The organism is Rhodococcus sp. P4_C10, assembly GCF_056402135.1.
The window spans coordinates 12,978-29,357 of record NZ_JBFUHZ010000022.1; the positions used below are offsets into that span (position 1 = coordinate 12,978).

Here is a 16,380-nt window from a genome sequence, read left to right on the forward strand (position 1 = left end):
ACCACCTGGCGAATCGTCTTGGCCCGCCGCACCTGGTGAGGTCGCCGTCACTCGATCCGACGCCGGTGCGCCCACCGGGTGAGCGCATTCCGGTTGGACTGCTGGGTCTTTCGCAGCACGTTGGATGCGTGCGTCTCCACCGTCTTGATCGAGATCACCAGGGTCTCGGCGATCTCGCGGTAGGTGTAGCCACGCGCCAGCAGACGCAGCACCTCGAGTTCCCGCGGCGTGAGCGAGTCCAGTTCCGGGTCCAGCGGCGGCTCCGGCGCCGTCGACCGCCCGGTGAACGAGTCGAGTACGAAGCCGGCCAGCCTCGGGCCGAACACCGCGTCACCCCCGGCCACCCGGCGCACCCCGTCCGCGAGTTCCGCGCCCGAGATGGTCTTCGTGACGTACCCGCGCGCGCCCGCCCGGATCACCGCGATGACGTCCTCCGCGGCGTCGGACACGCTGAGCGCCAGGCACACCGGGCCCGGCGCGATCCCGCCGAGTACCGCGACCCCGCCGCCGTCCGGCATGTGCACGTCGAGGAGCACCACGTCCGGTGCGGACGCGTTGATCCCCGCGATCGCCTCCGCGACCGCGCCCGCCTCGCCGACCACCTCGATGTCCGACTCCGAGCCGAGTTCGGCGCGTACCCCGGACCGGAACACGGCATGGTCGTCGACAAGGAAGACGCGGTACACGGTTCCGGCGGATGTCACCTGGGCTGCTCCTCTGTGCTGGGGTGGGCGTGGACGGGATCGGCAGGGGGCCGCGTCGACTGTTGTGACCACTCTATGACGGTCGCGTCGTCCTCCTGGACCGGCTCTGCCGCGGCGCCCGTCCCGCTCCCGTTCCCGTTGCGGGGCATCCGAATCCGGATCTCCGTTCCGCGTCCGGGGGCCGAGTGCACCTCGACCTGCCCGCCCCGGCGCTCCACCCGTGCCCGGATCGACTTCGTCAAACCCTGTCGGTCCTCCGGCACCGCGGACGGGTCGAACCCGGTACCGCGGTCACGCACGAACACATTCACCTCGTCGGCCTCCGCCTCGGCGAACAGGTCGACATTGGTCTCGCCGGAGTGCTTGGCCGCGTTGACCAGCGCCTCGCGAGTGGCACCGAGCAGTGCGGTGAAACTCTCCTTGGACAGACCCGACTCGGCCTCGTCCACGTCGAGACGCACGTCCCCCACCGTCACCGGCCGCACCGTCATGCCGTGCTGGTCCTCGACCTCGCCCGCGATGGTGCGCAGCGCCTCGGCGAGGCTGGCGTGCGCGGCGTCCCCGCCGTCGAAGAGCCACTTGCGCAGCTCCCGTTCCTGACCGCGGGCCAACCGCATGACCTCCTGCGGCCGGTCCGCCTGCTTCTGGATCAACGCCAGTGTCTGCAGCACCGAGTCGTGCAGGTGCGAGGCGATCTCCTCGCGCTCCTCGTTCCGGATCCGGGCGCTGCGTTCCTCGCCCAGGGCCCGCCACATCCGCAGCCAGAGCGGCACGGTCAGCAGCCCGGCCCCGATCAACGTGACCACCACCGCCAGCAACGACGAGCGCAGCGACTCCAGGTCGACGCGCGCGAGCACCACCACGCCGAGCCCGAACACGATGAGGGTGGCGCCGCCGAGCACCCGCGCCCAGGTGAGCACCGTGGGCCGCTGCGGCAGCCCGATCGCCGACCGCGGCCCGTCGGAGTCGAACTCCCGCCACACGAACGCCGCGCCGATCGCGACCACGATCACCGGCGCGATCACCGAGGCGGCGGTGCCGCTCAGCAGCCAGGTCAGCCCCGCCGACAGGGCGAGGCCGATGACCGCCAGCCCCAACGCGCGCTGGCGCTCGGTGTGACTGGGCCGCTCGGTGTCCGTGCCCGCGGGGGTGAAGATCCACAGCAGTCCGTACGCGACGATGCCCGCACCGGCGAGCACACCCAGGAACACGAACGCCAGCCGAACCTTGAGGACGTCGACGCCGAGGTGGTCTGCGATCCCGCCCGCGACGCCGCCGACCACCCGGCCACCTGCCCGGCGCTCGAGCCGGGGAGTGAGGGCCGGGTCCGGTGGGTACGCACGGAAGAGGGGCTGCACACCGTCGATGGTGGCACGTGGCGACGCCCCGGCGCATCAGGGTGGACCCTGATCTCCCCCGGCCCTGTCGGCCCGCGGACGACGGCAAAGATCAGGGTTTGTCCCGATGCGCCGCCGGGCCCGGCCGGGCCACGATGGTCGCATGAGCAATCCGAGCTTCCCCGAACAACTGCAGGAGTTGTGGCGTACCCGGCCGGTGCGCCTGCCGAGCCGGGGCCCGATCGCCGGTGTCGCCGCCGGCATCGGCCACCGCTACGGAGTGGACCCGGTGCTGGTGCGGGTCGCGTTCGCGGTGTCCACGATCTTCGGCGGCGTCGGCATCGTCCTCTACCTCGCCTGCTGGCTGCTCCTGCCGCGGGCCGGCGACCAGGCCTCGGCCGCGGAGTCGCTGGTCGGCCGGGGTCACAGCTCGGAGTCCGGCACCCGGACGGTGGTGCTCGCGGTGGCACTGGTCATCGCGATGAGCACCCTCGGCCCGGTCGGCGTCGGCCTCGGCGGGTCCGGGCTGGTCAGCCTGGCGCTGATGCTCGGCGGGCTGTGGCTGCTGCACCAGCGCAGGCCGGTGCCGCCGCCGCTGCCGGCCGGGGTGGTCCCGGACGCCTTCGCGGCGCCGCCGGCCAGCGGCTACCCCGGCACCGGGTACCCGTCCTGGTTCGGCGGGTACACCGCCCCCGGGGCGTACGCGACGCTGCCCAAGACCTACGAGCCGACGCCCGGCTTCAAGGCCACGCCGCCCGCTCCGCCCGCGCCCGAGGCCGGCGCCCCTGCCGCGCCCGACCCCGCACCCCGCGTCGACGACGCGGCCGGGCACGGCGGCGCCGCGACGCCGGACGCGCCGTCCGCACCGGAGGCACCCTCCGCACCGCCGTCGCCGTTCGGTCCCGAACCGACGCCGCCGTCCTGGGACCCGCTCGGCGTCGCACCCTTCGCCTGGGACCTGCCCGAGCCGACGCCCCCACCGCCGCCGGCGGTACCGGCGCCGCCGAAGTCCCGGCTCACCTCCACCGTGCTCGGGATCGCCATCCTGGTCACCGTCGCCGCCTGGGCGGTCGGCGCCGCAACCGGCACCCAGTGGCTCTCCGCCGGCCAGCTCGGCGCGGTGGCGCTCGCGGTGATCGGTGTCGGCCTCGTCGTCGGCGCGTTCCTGCGCCGCGGCTACGGCCTGCTCGTGGTCACCGGGCCGTTGATCGGCTTCGTGGTGCTGGCATCGCTGATCGGCCCGGTCGACTGGAACAGCCAGAACGTGGGCACCCGGACGTGGCAGTTCACCTCCGCAGATCAGCTCGAGTCCCGGTACTCCGGACAGGTCGGCGACTTCACCCTCGACCTCGGCGGCGTCACCCTCACCGAGGACAGGACGGTCGACATCGACCTGGGCGTCGGCAGCTTCACCGTGCTGGTGCCCCCGAACATGGACGTCCGGAACCACTGCAGCATGGCGCTCGGGGACGTGATGTGCCTGCCCGAGGGCGTCGACGGCGGCGCCGACGGGATCGGCGGACCGGTACTGACCCTTAACCTGACCGGCAAGGTCGGAGATTTGACGGTGGATCGTGGCTGAGTACCAGAACGTAGACGACGACGCCCCCGAGGGCGGCAACACCAGGCAGGCGACCGGCCGACGCCCCGCCGCGGGACTGCTGCTCGCCGGACTGGTCGCGCTGCTGGTGAGCGCATGGTCGCTCATCGGGCCCGAGCACTTCCAGTCCCTCGGCGGCGCCCAGTTCCGCTGGATGATCGTGCTCGCGGCGGTCGCAGTCGGGCTGGTGCTGGTGTTCGCGCCGGGACGCCGGAAGAAGTAGTGCTCGCGATCCCCGACGGCTTCCGCACGAACCTGCGCAGCCACGCCGACGACGCCGACGACTGGCTGGGTCGCCTCCCGGGCCTCGCCGACCGCTACCTCGCCGCGTGGCGCCTGGTCAGGAACGGCAACCACGTCTGGCACGGTTACGTCGGGATCGTGATCCCGGTCCGCCTGCCCGACGGCACCGCCGCCGCGTTGAAGATCTCCTACCCGTCCCCCGAGTCGGCGCACGAGGCCGCGGCGCTGACCGTGTGGGCGGGCCGCGGCGCGGTAAGGGCGCTGCGGGCGGACCCGGCGCGCCAGGTGACCCTGCTCGAACGCCTGGACAACACCCGAACACTGCGGGAAGTGCCGGTCCCGCAGGCGATCCGGGGGTGGGGCGAGCTGGTCCGCGAGATGTCCGGTCCCGTATCCGCCGGACCGCATGCGTTCGACTCGCTGACCGAACTGGCGAGGCGCTGGCAGCGCGAGCTGCCCGAGCGGTGGGGCCGTCTCGGCCGGCCCGGCCCGTCCTGGCTGCTCGACGAGGCGCTGGCCGTGTGCCGGGAGGCGGCGTGCGGCGATCCTGTTTCAGCACAGAGCAACCCAGCTCTGATACACACCGACCTGCATTTCGAGAACATCCTCGCCACCCCCGACGGCACGCGGTGGCGGGCCATCGACCCCAAGCCCCTGCTCAGGGTCGCCGAGTTCGCGGTGGCGCCGATGCTCTGGAACCGCCTCGGCGAGCTGGGCGGCGGCGCCGAGTCGTTGCAGGCCCGCTGCGACGCGCTGTCCGAGGCGGCCGGGCTCGACCGGGACCTGGCCCGGCGCTGGTCGGTCGCGCGCGAGGTCGAGAACCACCTCGACTACCTCGAATCCGGCCTGCCCGGCGACGCGGCCCGCTCGCTGTGGGTGGCCACCGCACTCTGCGGGCGCGCGGATCCCGACGTCGACCCGGCCGGCCTGGCCACGCTCTGACCGGCACCCCGAGACCGCACCCTGAGACGCGGGCGGCAAAGATCCGGGTGCTTCCCGATGGCGCCGAGCGCCTCCCTGCGACGAGCATGGACGTCATGAGCGAGAACCAGATCCCCTTCACCGAATCCGGCCCCAGCAGCACGAAAAGCTCTTTCCTCCAGAATCTTCCGCAGCGGCTGCCCGCCGAGGGCATGGCCGCCGGCGTCTGCGCCGGCGTCGCCCGACGACTCGGTGTGGACGCGTGGGCGGTCCGGCTGGCGTCCCTCGCATCGCTGCTGCTCGCCGGCGCCGGCGTCCCGGTCTACCTGGCCGCCTGGCTGTTGATGCGAACCCCCGACGAGACCCGCTCGATGGGCGAGACCCTGCTCGGCGACGGCGCAGGCGGCGAGTCCAAGACCACCGCGCTAGTGCTGGCCACCGCGACCGTGATCACCGCGATCGCGTGTGCCGCACCGGTGGGCGCCGGACTGGTCGGCATGGCGCTGCTGGTCGGCGGCTACCTCTACCTCGACGGCCGCGGCCCCGCCGCGCACTGACCGTCACCGCGCGGCTCAACTGCCGAAGAGCCCGCCGAACGGCAGCGGCAAACCCTGGTTCCAGTTCCAGTTCTGATTCTGGTTGTTGTTCCAGTCCCGGTTCCAGCTGTTGTTCCAGTCACGGTTCCAACTGTTGTTCCAGTCACGGTTCCAACTGTTGTTCCAGTTGTTGTTCCAGTTCTGGTTGCCGTGCCCGTGCCCGTGCCCGTGCCCGTTCACCTGGACCACCGGCACCGGCGCGACCGGGGCCGCCGCGGCGGGGCCTGCCGCAGCCGTCATGGGGACCAGGACCATCACACCTGCGACCGCCAGGCCGGCGAGCAGCCGACGCGATCCACGCGTTCCGATCTTCTCGTTCATCGCCACACCCTTCTCGTGCGCTGCCGGGGAAGTGGCCGCGGGTGAGGAGTTTCGTCGTCTGCCTCGTGTACGAGGTGCGAGGTGCGGGGGCGAGCGCTCCGAGCCAGGGGTCACTTCACCGGCTTCGGCAATGTCTTTCGTCGCATGAACGGTCCGCGACGTTGTAATACCAGTCAACACCATTTTCGGCGTCGCCGACCTGGCAGTTGACTGTGAATCCGGGTTTCGGCCCCGGAAAGCCGGAAACCCGGCGGGCGCCTACGCGTCCCGCCGGGTCCCGAGGATCACTCCCACTCGATGGTTCCCGGCGGCTTGCTCGTCACGTCGAGCACGACGCGGTTGACGTCCGGTACCTCGTTGGTGATCCGGGTGGAGATGCGCTCGAGCACGTCGTAGGGCAGACGCGTCCAGTCCGCCGTCATGGCGTCCTCGCTGGAGACGGGACGCAGCACGATCGGGTGGCCGTAGGTGCGTCCGTCGCCCTGCACACCGACGCTGCGCACGTCGGCGAGCAGCACCACGGGGCACTGCCAGATCTGGCCGTCCAGGCCCGCCGCCGTGAGTTCCTCGCGGGCGATGGCGTCGGCCTGACGGAGCAGCGTGAGCCGCTCCTGGTTCACGCTGCCGACGATGCGGATCGCGAGACCCGGACCGGGGAACGGCTGACGCGACACGATCTCCTCGGGCAGTCCCAGCGCCCGGCCGACCGCGCGGACCTCGTCCTTGAACAGCAGGCGCAGCGGCTCGACCAGCTTGAACTGCAGGTCCTCCGGCAGGCCACCGACGTTGTGGTGGCTCTTGATGTTCGCGGTGCCGGTGCCGCCGCCGGACTCGACGACGTCCGGGTACAGGGTGCCCTGGACCAGGAAGTCGACGGTGTCGCCGTGCGCGGCGCTCTCGCCGAGCACCTCGGACACCGCGTCCTCGAAGCTGCGGATGAACTCGCGGCCGATGATCTTGCGCTTGGTCTCGGGGTCGGACACGCCGTCCAGCTCGCCGAGGAAGGTGTCGACCGCGTCGACGGTGATCAGCTTGGCGCCGGTGGCCGCGACGAAGTCCTGCTGGACCTGCTCGCGCTCACCCGCGCGCAGCAGCCCGTGGTCGACGAAAACGCAGGTGAGCTTGTCGCCGATCGCGCGCTGCACGAGGGCCGCGGCGACCGCGGAGTCGACGCCGCCGGACAGCCCGCAGATCGCCTGGCCGTCGCCGACCTGCTCGCGGACCCGCTCGATCAGGTCCTCGGCGATGTTGGCCGCGGTCCAGGTCGGTGCGATGCCCGCGATCTCGCGGAGGAAGCGGCTGAGCACGTGCTGCCCGTGCGGGGAGTGCAGCACCTCGGGGTGGTACTGGACGCCGGCCAGGCGCTTGGCCCGGTTCTCGAAGGCGGCGACGGGGGCGCCCGCGCTGGTCGCGGTCACCTCGAAGCCCTCCGGGGCGTCGGTCACGGCGTCGCCGTGGCTCATCCACACCGGCTGCAGCTCGGGCAGGCCCTCGTGGAGGAGGCCGCCGTCCACGCTCAGCTGGGTGCGGCCGTACTCACGGGTGCCGGTGTGGGTGACGGTGCCGCCGAGCGCACCGGCCATCGCCTGGAATCCGTAGCAGATGCCGAACACCGGGATGTCATGGTCAAACAGCCGGGCGTCGAGCTGCGGTGCGCCGTCGTCGTACACGCTGGACGGGCCGCCGGAAAGGATCACCGCCGCGGGACGACGGGCCACGATCTCCTCGACGGTCGCCGTATGCGGGACCACCTCCGAGTAGACGTTGGCCTCCCGTACCCGGCGAGCGATCAGCTGCGCGTACTGCGCCCCGAAATCGACGACGAGAACGGGATTCTGCTGGGAGGAGCCGGGGTGCTGGGTGTCTGCCACGCCGACCAGTCTAGTCAGCGCCCGGACTCCCCCGCCCACACCCCCGCGGAGCAGGCCCTCTGCCTCCCCGCGGCGGCCCCACTCAGGCCACGTCGGACGCCTTCGCGGCCTTGCCCGTGCGCACCTCGACGATCGGCAGCACCAGGGCCGCGGGTGAGGACGCGGGCACCACGGGGCTGTTCGGCGCCACCGGGCTGATCCGTCGGTAGGCCTCGCCCTGGGCGGGCCGGCTGTCCTGCTCGCCCTTGTTCGGCCACAGCGACGCGGCCCGCTCGGCCTGCGCGCTGATGGTCAGCGACGGGTTCACACCGAGGTTGGCCGACACCGAGGCCCCGTCCACCACGCTCAGCGTCGGGTAGCCGTACACCCGGTGGTACGGGTCGATGACGCCGCGGCTCGGGTCGGCACCGATCGCGCAGCCGCCGAGGAAGTGTGCGGTGAGCGGGATGTTGAAGATCTCGCCCCAGGTGCCGCCCGCGACGCCGTCGATCTTGTCCGCGATCCGCCGGGTGGCGTCGTTGCCGGCCGGGATCCACGTCGGGTTCGGCTCGCCGTGGCCCTGCCTGCTGGTGACCTTGCGCCCGAACACGCCGCGCTTGGTGTACGTGGTGATCGAGTTGTCCAGGTTCTGCATGACCAGGGCGATGATGGTGCGCTCGCTCCAGTTCCTCACCGTGAGCATGCGCAGCATCTGCATCGGGTTCTTCGCGACGACGCCGAGGAACTTCACCCAGCGCGGGGTGGTGCCGCCGCCGTCGGTCATCAGGGTCTGCAGCAGCCCCATCGCGTTGGAGCCCTTGCCGTAGCGGACCGGCTCGATGTGGGTGTCCGCGGTCGGGTGGAACGAGGAGGTGATCGCCACGCCCCGGGTCAGGTCCATGGCCGGGTCGACGTTGTGCCTGCCCGCGCCGACGATGGACTCGGAGTTGGTGCGGGTGAGTTCGCCGAGGTGGTCGGACAGCCTGGGCAGCGCACCGGTGTCCTTCATCTTGTGCAGCAGGTGCTGGGTGCCCCAGGTACCGGCGGCGACCACGACGTGCTGCGCGGTGTAGGTCTTGTTGTTCTTGCGCACCTTGGCGCCGGTGCGGCGGGTGGCCACGTCCCAGGTGCCGTCCGAGGCCTCGAACAGCCCGGTCACGGTGGTCATCGGGACGATCTGCGCGCCCGCCTTCTCGGCCAGGCCGAGGTAGTTCTTGAGCAGGGTGTTCTTGGCGCCGTGCCGGCAGCCGGTCATGCACTCGCCGCACTCGATGCAGCCGGTCCGCGCCGGGCCGACGCCGCCGAAGTACGGGTCCTCGACGGTCTTGCCGGGTTCGCCGAAGAACACGCCGACCGGGGTCTGGATGAACGTGTCGCCGACGCCCATGTCCTCGGCCACCGACTTGATCACCTCGTCCGCGGGCGTCATGTGCGGGTTGCGGACCACGCCGAGCATCTTCTGCGCCTGCTCGTAGTACGGGCTGAGCTCGTCGTGCCAGTCGGTGATGTCGCGCCACTGCGGGTCCTGGAAGAACGACGCGGGCGGCTTGTAGAGCGTGTTTGCGTAGTTCAGCGAGCCGCCGCCGACCCCCGCCCCGGCGAGGATCAGGACGTCGCGCAGCAGGTGCACGCGCTGGATTCCGTAGCAGCCCAGTGCCGGCGCCCACAGGAACCGCTTGAGATCCCAACTGGTCTTCGCGAAGTCGGCGTCGGCGTACCGCCGACCGGCCTCGAGGATGCCGACCCGGTACCCCTTCTCCACCAGCCGGAGCGCGGTGACACTGCCACCGAATCCGGAGCCGATGACCAGGACATCGAAGTCAGTCGCGCGCTTGCCCATGGAGACCTCCACCGTGAACCAAAGGTTGTTACTCGCCAGTATGCACCGACCCCCTGTGACCGGAGCCACAGGGGGTCGTCTAACTGTAACGCCAGGTATCGGTAACGGCCTGGAAAGCGCTCGGCGGAGCGGGTCAGGCGCGGACGGTCAGCCCGACCTTCTGGAACTCCTTGAGGTCGGAGTACCCGGACTTGGCCATCGAGCGACGCAGTCCGCCGACCAGGTTCAGCGACCCGTACGGGTCGTCGGACGGGCCGGTGAGCACCTGGTCCAGGCTGGGACGGTCGCCGAACGAGACCGGCAGCATGGCGCCGCGCGGCATCGAGGGGTGCGCGGCCGCGGACGGCCAGTACCAGCCGCCGCCCGGCGCCTCGGCGGCCACGGCCAGCGGCGCACCGAGCACCGCGGCGTCCGCGCCGCAGGCGATGGCCTTGGCCAGGTCCCCGGAGGTGCTGATGTCGCCGTCGGCGATCACGTGGACGTAGCGTCCGCCGGTCTCGTCGAGGTAGTCGCGGCGGGCGGCCGCGGCGTCGGCGATCGCCGTCGCCATCGGGACGCCGATGCCGAGCACCTCGCCGGTGGTGGTGGCGCCCGCGGTCGAGCCGTACCCGACGATGACGCCGGCCGCGCCGGTCCGCATCAGGTGCAGGGCGGTGCGGTGGTCGCTGACGCCGCCCGCGACAACCGGGACGTCCAGCTCGGCGATGAACGTCTTCAGGTTCAGCGGTTCGTCGCCGTTCGCGACGTGCTCGGCCGAGATGATCGTGCCGTGGATGACCAGCAGGTCGATGCCGGCCTTCACCAGTGCCGGGGTCAGCGCGCGCGCGTTCTGCGGGCTGACCCGGACCGCGACGGTCACGCCCGCGGCCCGCACCTGCGCGACCGCGGCGGCGAGCAGCTCCGGCTGGATCGGGGCGGCGTGCAGCTCCTGCAGCTTGGCGATCGGCGCGTCGGCATCGACGTCGGACTCGGCGATCTGCACCAGCTCGGCGATCTTGGCCTCGACGTCGGCGTGCCGACCCCACAGCCCCTCACCGTTGATCACGCCGAGGCCGCCGCGCTTGCCCAGCTCGATCGCGAACGCCGGCGAGACCAGCGCGTCGGTCGGGTGGGCGAGCACCGGGATGTCGAAGCGGTACGCGTCGAGCTGCCAGGCCGTCGACACCTCCTTGGACGAACGTGTCCGCCGGGAGGGGACGATGTCGATGTCGTCCAGCTCATAGGTGCGACGGGCCGTGCGGCCCATGCCGATCTCAACGAGGTCGCGCACGCGCGCCCCTTTCTTCGATGTGGCTGATGGTTGCCTGGATCAGGCGGGAACTTACGCGTCCGCGGTCAGCGCGCGACGTAGTTCGGCGCCTCGACCGTCATGGTGATGTCGTGCGGGTGGCTCTCCTTGAGTCCCGCCGCGGTGATCTGCACGAACTGCGCTTCCTGCAACTCCTCGATGGTGGACGCGCCGGCGTAACCCATGGCCGCACGCAGACCGCCGGTGAGCTGGTGGGTTACCTGCGACAGCGGGCCACGGAACGGCACCCGGCCCTCGATGCCCTCGGGCACCAGCTTGTCCTCGGAGAGCACGTCGTCCTGGAAGTAGCGGTCCTTGGAGTAGGACTTCGCCTGGCCGCGGCTCTGCATCGCGCCGACCGAGCCCATGCCGCGGTAGCTCTTGAACTGCTTGCCGCCGACCAGGATCAGCTCGCCCGGGGACTCCGCAGTACCCGCGAGCAGCGAGCCCAGCATGGCCGTCGACGCGCCGGCCGCGAGGGCCTTCGCGATGTCGCCGGAGAACTGCAGGCCACCGTCCGCGATGACCGGCACACCCAGCGGCTTGCACGCCGCGACGGCCTCGAGGATGGCGGTGATCTGCGGCGCACCGACACCGGCGATGACGCGGGTGGTGCAGATCGAGCCGGGCCCGACGCCCACCTTGACGGCGTCCGCGCCCGCCTCGACCAGCGCCAGAGCGCCGGCTCGGGTCGCGACGTTGCCGCCGATGAGCTGGACGCGATCGCCGATCTCGGCCTTGAGCTTCGCGATCATCTGCAGGATGTTGACCTGATGGCCGTGCGCGCTGTCGACGACAAGCACGTCGGCCCCGGCGTCGGTCAGCATCATCGCGCGGGTCCAGGAGTCGTCGCCGACGCCCACCGCCGCACCGACCAGCAGTCGGCCGTCGCGGTCCTTGGTGGCGTTCGGGTGCTGTTCGGTCTTGACGAAGTCCTTGACCGTGATCAGACCGGTCAGCTTGCCCTGGCCGTCGACGATCGGCAGCTTCTCGAGCTTGTGCCGGCGCAGCAGGCCGAGCGCGGCCTCCGCGGTGACGCCCTCGCGGGCGGTGATCAGGGGCGCCTTGGTCATGACCTCGGACACCGCGCGGTTCTGGTCCACCTCGAACCGCATGTCGCGGTTGGTGATGATGCCGACCAGCTGGCCGGCGTCGTCGGTGACCGGCAGTCCGGAGATCCGGAAGCGCGCGCACTGGGCGTCGACCTCGGCGATGGTGTCGGTCGGCTTGCAGGTGACCGGGTCGGTGATCATGCCCGCGTCGGAACGCTTGACCGTCTCGATCTGGCCGGCCTGGGCCTCGGCCGAGAGGTTGCGGTGCAGCACGCCCATGCCGCCGGCGCGCGCCATCGCGATCGCCATCCGGGCCTCGGTGACCGTGTCCATCGCGGAACTCACCAGCGGGACACGGAGGCGGATCTCGCGGGTCAGCTGGCTGGAGGTGTCGACCTGGCTCGGGATGACGTCCGACGCGGCGGGAAGCAGCAGCACGTCGTCGAACGTGAGGCCCAGCATCGCCACCTTGTCCGGGCGATCTCCGCCGGTGCGCACGTGTCCTCCGGATGTACTCATACGGCTCGGGACCTTTCCTGGAACTGTGGGGCGGCACCACATCGGGGGCTCGTGACCCTCGTGGGCGCGAATGCGGCGGGAGTGCTCGGACGAGGGGAAGAACGCTCGACTGGGGGCGGATTCTTCCCTCAGCCCGGACACCATGGTATCGGCTGCACTCACCTACGGGCGAACGTGGTGAGTGTGACGGGTGGCGCAGACCCACTCGGCCTGCGTACCGTGGTGCTGTGCGTGATCAACTGCCCCCCGGTCTGCCGCCGGATCCGTTTGCCGGTGACCCTGCAGACCCCTCCGCCGCGCTCGACGCGATCGAGCCCGGTCAGCCCCTCGACGCCCAGGAGCGACTGGCCGTCGAGGAGGACCTCGCCGACCTCGCCGTCTACGAGGCACTGCTCGGCCACCGCGGCATCCGCGGTCTGGTCGTGTGCTGCGACGACTGCCAGCAGGACCACTACCACGACTGGGACATGCTGCGAGCCAACCTGCTCCAGCTGCTGGTCGACGGCACGGTCCGCCCGCACGAGCCGGCCTACGACCCGGTCCCCGAGGCCTATGTCACCTGGGACTACTGCCGCGGCTACGCGGACGCGTCGATGAACGAGGCGCTGCACGGCGACGGCTTCGACCTCTAGACCGAACACAGACGAACGGCCCGACAAGTCATCTTGTCGGGCCGTTCGTCTGCGTTGAGCGCTGCCTGCGTTGAGTTGTGTCCGCGTTGAGTCGTGTCCGCGTTGAGTGCTGTCCGCGCCGGTGTTGCCGCGACCGCCGCCGGTGCGGCTAGCTGGTCGCGGGTGAAGTCAGATCCCTCGGCGTCTCGACCGTCGTCGAGGCGGGCGCCGGCGGGGTCGTCGTCGCGCTGGGCACCCCGGTCGGCGGTTCGCCCGGTCCCGGCTTGGGCGTCGGCGAGGGCGAAGGGGACGGCTGCGGGGACGGCGACGGGGACGGGGACGGCGCCGGTGTGGTCGGCTCCGACGTCACCGGCGGCACGCTCGGGACCACCGGCAGTTCGGTGGGTCCCGGCGGCACCGTGGTCGCCGGCCCGCCGGGCACCGTGGTGACGGGCGGAGCCGGCGCGGTGGTGGTGACGCCGGCCGCGGCACTCTCACCGGGAGTGGTGGTCACCGTGCTGGTCGGGGCGCCGCTCTTTGCGGCATCGGCCATCAGCTTGTCCATCCGGGCGGTCAGCGCGTCCCGCTTGTCGGACTCGTTGACATCCGTGACCCGCTTGCCCGCCGACTGCAGCAGTTGGACCGCCGCTGTCGAGTCGCCGGCCTTGATCAGCCGCTCGGCTTCCTCGAGATTCGTGGTGGTGTCGATGCTGGCGACGGTCGAGTTCGCGCGCTCGGTGAACACGACCTCCTTGACCTTCCACAGCGGATCACCGGGCACGGCGTTGTACGAGAAGACGGTGAGACCGGCCATCACGACGGCCACGGCGGCGGCCGCACCCGCGATCGGACGCAGCAACCGGAGGCCACGGCGACCGTGGCGACCCGCACCGGAGAGTTGGTCGTCGACTGCCGCGACCACCCGGCCGAGGGTCGGCTCGGCCGGCATCGCCGGCGCGAGGATCTCGGCCCGCCAGTCGGCCAGCAACGCCGCGAGCTCGCTCTCCTCGGGGCTGCCGGTGGCCACTGGTCGGCCGCCCGAGAGCGCGTCGAGCAGGGCGTCGTCGCGTTGGACTTCCGCCAGGTCGAACGGCGTCGATGCGTCGACGTCGGCCGGATCACCGGCGGTCGGCGTCGCGCCTCGGGCGAGATCGGCATCGGACGTGGAGTATTGATCCGCCCGCCGGTCGTCTTCGCCGTGCTTGCTCCCCCTAGCCATACATCTCACCCGCTTTCGCTACTTCGGTTTTGAGTTTCGTGAGCGCCCGGTGCTGGGCAACTCGGACGGCACCCGCGGTACTCCCCACCGCGGCGGCCGTTTCTTCGGCGGACAGCCCGACCACCAACCGGAGAATGATGATCTCCCGATGCTTCTCGGAGAGCGTCGCCAACAGCGTCTTCATCTGCCGGCCGGTCTCCGAGTCGAGCGCGAGCTTCTCCGGTCCTTCCTCGGTCGAGACGACGTCGGGCACCTCTGCCATCGACTCCGCCTTGTTACGTCCGGCGTTGCGATGCGCGTCGGCGACCTTGTGTGCGGCAATCCCGTACACGAAGGCCATGAAGGGCCTGCCCTGATCTCGGTACCGCGGAAGCGCGGTCATCACAGCCAGGCACACCTCCTGCGCCACGTCGTCCGCGGAAAGCTGTCCTCTTTCCGCGACTCCGACCCGTGACCGGCAGTAACGCACGACCATGGGTCGGACTGTCTCCAACACTCGAGCCAGGGCAACCCGGTCGCCCTGCGCTGCCGCAGCGACTGCCGAGTCCAATTCCTCGCTCGTAGTAGTCATCGTGAGAGATCGTCCTGGCGTTACAGGGACGCCCACACGGGGCGTTCCCACCTGGCGGTGGAATAGTCGAAGGATAGCGACAGACCCTCACGGGTTTCTGAATCGCCCACCCCAGTCACGGATCTGGCGTCGACACGCGTCCCGGACCGCGGCTGCCTCCGGACTCGGCTGCACGCCGTTGAGCAGCATCGCGGCCGCCCACCGCAGCGGAACCAGCCCGTGTTCGGCACAGCTGTCGACAATTTCCGCGGCGGGCGCGGCGGCCGCCGCGGGATCCGGCCCGGCGCTGACCGCGGCGGCCAGCAGCAGCTTCGACTTGACCTGGTGGCGCACCGAGTCCGTGTCCCGCGCCCGCTCGACGGCCAGCCCCGCGTGCCGGTGGCCGCGGTCGGGGTCACCGGACGCCAGGGACATCTCGGCGGTGACCCAGTTCAACCGGATCTGCTGGCGCCACAACCGCGGGTCACCGGCATCGAGGAGTTCGGCGCACCGCGCCAGCAACCGGAAACCGAGGTCCAACCGGCCGCAGCCGAGGGCGTCGGCTGCCAGTCCGGTCAGCGCGTCGGCGCGGGCCGCCCGGACGCGCACCCCGGCCGGGTCCGCGGCCGATCCGAGCACACCCAGCGCCCGGCCGTCGTACCCGGACGCGAGTCGGTGCCACCCCAGTTGACGCAGCAGCGACGCCTCGGTGCTCGATGCCAGCGACGACACCACGGGATCCGGCCGGCCGGCGGCAACCCGGTTCAGTTCGGTGTGCGCCGCGGCGTAACGACCCTGCCCGCCGAGGGCGACCGCCCGCAGCCAGTGCCCCTCGGCGGTCTCCGCCTGCGGCAGTTCCCGCGTCCCCGGCCTCGGGCCGAAGGCGACACCGGCCAGGAGGCCCACCGCCGGGTCGGCATCGGACTGGGTGACGTCGGACCGGTCGGCGTCGGACTGGTCGGCGAGGAGGGGAGGCACGGCGTAAGAGTAGGTCCCGCGGCCCGGTCCCCCACCACCCGCCGGCGGACAAGGCGTCCCGCGGCGGACGAGTAGGGCAATTCGCCGCCGCCGCTCTCACATACCCATTCACGCCGGACCTGTCTATAGTTTTCCTCTCATTTACATTCAGTACATTCAGCATACGGATTGCTGTTCAATGATCCGGATTCTCCGACCGCGGGGGCTGCGCCACGCCGTGCACGAATAGGACCTGACCACTATATTCACTTCCAGGCCCAGGCCGTCCGCGGCCAACCGTGGATCGAATCGCAGCCGCCTGAATCACAATTCGGTGTCGATGTCGATGAACGGAATGTTAATTTCGTGCTGCCGCGCTATGGAAATCGCCACTCACGAAAGTATTGACTCCATTTCCGTCACACCTCTAACGTTGCGAAGGGAATTGAATACGCGACCTTAGGAGATGACATGCCGCAGCCGAATCACCTCCCCGGCCCCAACGCCGATATCTGGGACTGGCAGATGCACGGACTCTGCCGCGGAGTCGACTCCTCGATGTTCTTCCACCCGGACGGGGAACGCGGCCGGGCCCGAGCGCAGCGCGAGACGCGAGCCAAGGAGATGTGCCACCGCTGCCCCGTGCTCGCGCAGTGCCGCAGCCACGCCCTCAGCGTCAGCGAGCCGTACGGGATCTGGGGCGGCATGTCGGAAGCCGAACGGGAGATGCACGCCCGTCGTGGCCGCCACCGCATCGCGGTGTGACGTGAGG

General features: G+C 70.9%; 16 protein-coding genes. 6 read left to right on the forward strand and 10 right to left on the reverse strand.

Going from position 1 to position 16,380, the window contains the following annotated elements:
* Positions 1 to 47: 47 nt before the first annotated feature.
* Together AC1DWC_RS16100 and AC1DWC_RS16105 are read right to left on the reverse strand one after the other, a co-directional pair.
* Positions 48 to 704, reverse strand: a complete 657-nt coding sequence (locus AC1DWC_RS16100) for a response regulator (protein ID WP_072843749.1) — start codon at positions 702 to 704, stop codon at positions 48 to 50.
* The gene (locus AC1DWC_RS16105; protein WP_477844353.1) at positions 701 to 2,062 is read right to left on the reverse strand and encodes an ATP-binding protein; all 1,362 of its coding nucleotides are present in this window, start codon (positions 2,060 to 2,062) and stop codon (positions 701 to 703) included. The genes AC1DWC_RS16100 and AC1DWC_RS16105 overlap by 4 nt, the downstream gene beginning before the upstream one ends.
* Before the next feature lie 142 nt (positions 2,063 to 2,204).
* Between AC1DWC_RS16105 and AC1DWC_RS16110 the strand changes: the two genes are divergently transcribed.
* From AC1DWC_RS16110 to AC1DWC_RS16125, 4 genes are all read left to right on the forward strand, one after another.
* On the forward strand, positions 2,205 to 3,623 hold the full coding sequence (locus AC1DWC_RS16110; protein WP_477909596.1) for a PspC domain-containing protein: 1,419 nt from the start codon (positions 2,205 to 2,207) through the stop codon (positions 3,621 to 3,623).
* Positions 3,616 to 3,864, forward strand: coding sequence for a hypothetical protein (locus tag AC1DWC_RS16115; RefSeq protein ID WP_477909598.1), 249 nt, complete (start codon positions 3,616 to 3,618; stop codon positions 3,862 to 3,864). The genes AC1DWC_RS16110 and AC1DWC_RS16115 overlap by 8 nt, the downstream gene beginning before the upstream one ends.
* Positions 3,864 to 4,826, forward strand: coding sequence for an aminoglycoside phosphotransferase family protein (locus tag AC1DWC_RS16120; RefSeq protein ID WP_477909600.1), 963 nt, complete (start codon positions 3,864 to 3,866; stop codon positions 4,824 to 4,826). The genes AC1DWC_RS16115 and AC1DWC_RS16120 overlap by 1 nt, the downstream gene beginning before the upstream one ends.
* A gap of 95 nt (positions 4,827 to 4,921) precedes the next feature.
* Positions 4,922 to 5,362 carry a PspC domain-containing protein gene (locus tag AC1DWC_RS16125; RefSeq protein ID WP_477909602.1) on the forward strand — a complete coding sequence of 147 codons (441 nt, stop codon included), beginning with the start codon at positions 4,922 to 4,924 and terminating at the stop codon, positions 5,360 to 5,362.
* Between the two features lie 15 nt (positions 5,363 to 5,377).
* Here the strand turns inward: AC1DWC_RS16125 and AC1DWC_RS16130 are convergent, their stop codons facing one another.
* From AC1DWC_RS16130 to guaB, 5 genes are all read right to left on the reverse strand, one after another.
* On the reverse strand, positions 5,378 to 5,722 hold the full coding sequence (locus tag AC1DWC_RS16130; protein ID WP_477909604.1) for a hypothetical protein: 345 nt from the start codon (positions 5,720 to 5,722) through the stop codon (positions 5,378 to 5,380).
* Positions 5,723 to 6,006: 284 nt separating this feature from the next.
* Positions 6,007 to 7,593 carry a glutamine-hydrolyzing GMP synthase gene (guaA, locus tag AC1DWC_RS16135; RefSeq protein WP_477909606.1) on the reverse strand — a complete coding sequence of 529 codons (1,587 nt, stop codon included), beginning with the start codon at positions 7,591 to 7,593 and terminating at the stop codon, positions 6,007 to 6,009.
* Positions 7,594 to 7,675: 82 nt separating this feature from the next.
* Complete coding sequence (locus AC1DWC_RS16140; protein ID WP_477909608.1) at positions 7,676 to 9,412, reverse strand: FAD-dependent oxidoreductase; 1,737 nt, start codon at positions 9,410 to 9,412, stop codon at positions 7,676 to 7,678.
* Positions 9,413 to 9,545: 133 nt separating this feature from the next.
* Positions 9,546 to 10,682: a GuaB3 family IMP dehydrogenase-related protein gene (locus tag AC1DWC_RS16145; protein ID WP_072843757.1), complete on the reverse strand. Its 1,137-nt coding sequence runs from the start codon at positions 10,680 to 10,682 to the stop codon at positions 9,546 to 9,548.
* 65 nt (positions 10,683 to 10,747) lie between these two features.
* A complete protein-coding gene (gene guaB, locus AC1DWC_RS16150; RefSeq protein ID WP_477909610.1) occupies positions 10,748 to 12,271 on the reverse strand; it encodes an IMP dehydrogenase in 1,524 nt (507 codons plus the stop codon).
* Positions 12,272 to 12,498: 227 nt separating this feature from the next.
* Here guaB and AC1DWC_RS16155 point away from each other — a divergent pair, with 227 nt between their 5' ends.
* Positions 12,499 to 12,903, forward strand: coding sequence for a DUF5319 domain-containing protein (locus AC1DWC_RS16155; protein ID WP_072843759.1), 405 nt, complete (start codon positions 12,499 to 12,501; stop codon positions 12,901 to 12,903).
* Positions 12,904 to 13,051: 148 nt separating this feature from the next.
* Here AC1DWC_RS16155 and AC1DWC_RS16160 read toward each other — a convergent pair whose 3' ends face one another.
* The 3 genes from AC1DWC_RS16160 to AC1DWC_RS16170 all read right to left on the reverse strand — a co-directional run bounded on the left by AC1DWC_RS16160 (position 13,052) and on the right by AC1DWC_RS16170 (position 15,629).
* Positions 13,052 to 14,101: an anti-sigma-D factor RsdA gene (locus AC1DWC_RS16160; protein ID WP_477909612.1), complete on the reverse strand. Its 1,050-nt coding sequence runs from the start codon at positions 14,099 to 14,101 to the stop codon at positions 13,052 to 13,054.
* Positions 14,094 to 14,672, reverse strand: a complete 579-nt coding sequence (locus tag AC1DWC_RS16165; protein WP_072843760.1) for a sigma-70 family RNA polymerase sigma factor — start codon at positions 14,670 to 14,672, stop codon at positions 14,094 to 14,096. The genes AC1DWC_RS16160 and AC1DWC_RS16165 overlap by 8 nt, the downstream gene beginning before the upstream one ends.
* 87 nt (positions 14,673 to 14,759) lie before the next feature.
* The gene (locus AC1DWC_RS16170) at positions 14,760 to 15,629 is read right to left on the reverse strand and encodes a hypothetical protein (protein WP_477909614.1); all 870 of its coding nucleotides are present in this window, start codon (positions 15,627 to 15,629) and stop codon (positions 14,760 to 14,762) included.
* Positions 15,630 to 16,079: 450 nt separating this feature from the next.
* On the opposite strand from AC1DWC_RS16170, the gene AC1DWC_RS16175 reads away from it, so the two are divergent.
* Positions 16,080 to 16,373: a WhiB family transcriptional regulator gene (locus AC1DWC_RS16175; RefSeq protein ID WP_072843761.1), complete on the forward strand. Its 294-nt coding sequence runs from the start codon at positions 16,080 to 16,082 to the stop codon at positions 16,371 to 16,373.
* Positions 16,374 to 16,380: the final 7 nt, after the last annotated feature.

What these genes read in the sequence shown, in the direction of transcription:
- AC1DWC_RS16110 (WP_477909596.1), top strand. Translation starts at nt 2,205, where the DNA reads ATGAGCAATCCGAGCTTCCCCGAACAACTGCAGGAGTTGTGGCGTACC.
- AC1DWC_RS16125 (WP_477909602.1), top strand. Translation starts at nt 4,922, where the DNA reads ATGAGCGAGAACCAGATCCCCTTCACCGAATCCGGCCCCAGCAGCACG.
- AC1DWC_RS16130 (WP_477909604.1), bottom strand. Translation starts at nt 5,722, where the DNA reads ATGAACGAGAAGATCGGAACGCGTGGATCGCGTCGGCTGCTCGCCGGC.
- AC1DWC_RS16140 (WP_477909608.1), bottom strand. Translation starts at nt 9,412, where the DNA reads ATGGGCAAGCGCGCGACTGACTTCGATGTCCTGGTCATCGGCTCCGGA.
- guaB (WP_477909610.1), bottom strand. Translation starts at nt 12,271, where the DNA reads ATGAGTACATCCGGAGGACACGTGCGCACCGGCGGAGATCGCCCGGAC.
- AC1DWC_RS16160 (WP_477909612.1), bottom strand. Translation starts at nt 14,101, where the DNA reads ATGGCTAGGGGGAGCAAGCACGGCGAAGACGACCGGCGGGCGGATCAA.
- AC1DWC_RS16165 (WP_072843760.1), bottom strand. Translation starts at nt 14,672, where the DNA reads ATGACTACTACGAGCGAGGAATTGGACTCGGCAGTCGCTGCGGCAGCG.
- AC1DWC_RS16175 (WP_072843761.1), top strand. Translation starts at nt 16,080, where the DNA reads ATGCCGCAGCCGAATCACCTCCCCGGCCCCAACGCCGATATCTGGGAC.